This is a genomic window from Lactobacillus taiwanensis DSM 21401 (genome assembly GCF_001436695.1).
In the GTDB taxonomy this organism is placed as follows: domain Bacteria; phylum Bacillota; class Bacilli; order Lactobacillales; family Lactobacillaceae; genus Lactobacillus; species Lactobacillus taiwanensis.
In genome coordinates, this window is record NZ_AYZG01000033.1 from 1 (window position 1) to 1,818 (window position 1,818).

Below are 1,818 nucleotides of genomic sequence, written 5' to 3' on the forward strand. Positions count from 1 at the left end.
TGGTTCATCAATCATTTTATATATTTTAACTGTCTACTTGACACGGTACGGATCATTTTGCAGCATTTTAATATTTAGAACTCTTACCTTATTAGTAGGTGGTCTTTTTAACACAAGTTTAGGTCGATTAGTCGCATTTTTAGGAATCATTATTAGCTGTGTTTTACCAAGTTTTACTGTTAAATATACTAAAAAACATCCTATTATTTTCTCTCACTTGCTTGGTTATGCTATTTTTCTAAGCAATCCTTATTTATTCGGAATTGTCTCATGTAGTGCAGTCATTGGAGTATTTAATGCAGGGATGAAAGTTAGACTGCTTTATCAAAATTAAATACAAAAACCCTAGTCCAAACTAAGCTTTTATTTCAATCATATTCTTAAAAGTTATTTCAAGTTCTCCTTAAAGAAACTTTCAAACTTATCAAATGGAATATTGTCCATTTAGTAGATCTGTGTGAGTAGCATTTGCAAGTTTACTCATTTTACAAATCCTTTCTAAATTATACTTTCAAATTCATAATTAACTATACTTTGATTTTAATTATATGCGAAATATTCGATATCTATCTTTATTTATAGATGAAAACTATAGATAATGTTTTATCTGGCCTTTAAGTCTTTTTTTTAATACTATCTCATTAATTACATAAGGCGTGTATTGTAAAAAATTTTTTTCTTTCTTATACTTATAATTAAGGAAAGAAGAAGTTCTAAGGAGACATATAATGACGGTTCATATTACAAATATAAATGGAATGGCTATGAATAGCGTAGCTCAGAATGCCCAAAATATGGTCGTAGATTTTGCAAAACAATTAGGCATGAATGAATTTGGAATTTATGTTTATCATTGGAAAGAAGAGCCACTGCAAGCAAGAAGCACCCGCTTTGATGGAATTATTGCTTCTCTTAACGGAGGCGACACCGTTATCTTTCAATCTCCTAGTTGGATTGCTATTGAATGGGATCAAGCACTTATTGACCATATCAATCTTTATCCTAATATTAAAAAAATTATCTTTATTCATGATGTAATTCCTCTAATGTTTGAAGTTAATCGCTATCTCATGCCTCAATATATCGATTACTATAACAAGGCTGACGTTTTAATTGTCCCATCGAAAAAAATGTATGATCTTTTAAGAGAAAACGGCTTAAAAGAAAAGCCATATGTGGTTCAACATTTTTGGGATCATCCAGCAACTGTTAACTACTTCATTACTCCTGAAAATAATAAAGTAATTAATTTCGCTGGCAATGCGGACAAATTTGATTTTGTTAAAACTTGGAACTGTCAAAATATTAAATTAAAAGTTTATTCAGACCCTGCAAACAATGATTCTGAACACAATGTTGAACTTACTGGCTGGAAACATGATCCTGTTTTATTAGAAGAACTACGACAAACTGGTGGATTCGGCTTAGTTTGGTCTGAAGAGCCATATTGGTCTGAATATATGAAAGTAAATGCTTCTTATAAACTTAGCACCTACTTAGCAGCAGGTTTACCAATTATCGTAAATAGCACTACTCCAGAAGCTGAAGCTATAAAAAATAAGCATCTAGGCATTATTGCTGACAGCTTAGACGAAGCTCAAGCCAAAGTTCTTCAAACTAATGATGAAGATTATAGACAAATGATTGATAGTGTTAATAATTTTGGTAGTTTAATTCGTAATGGTTACTTTACTAAAAAAGCATTAGTTGACGCTGTGGTAAAAGCTCAATACAATAATTAACTAAAAACTCCCTGAGAATTTTGGCTGTTTGTCAAATCCTGTTGATGAATAGTTTTGAAAAAGAATCAAGCAACTA

Annotated in this window: 1 protein-coding gene and 1 pseudogene; both read left to right on the top strand. The window is 30.9% G+C overall.

The window, feature by feature from the left end:
* Positions 1-334: pseudogene (locus FD18_RS09755) on the top strand (hypothetical protein); the annotation flags it as partial.
* Between the two features lie 394 nt (positions 335-728).
* Positions 729-1,742 (top strand): sugar transferase, encoded by a 1,014-nt coding sequence (locus FD18_RS04875; RefSeq protein ID WP_057718890.1) that lies wholly within the window; start codon positions 729-731, stop codon positions 1,740-1,742.
* Positions 1,743-1,818: the final 76 nt, after the last annotated feature.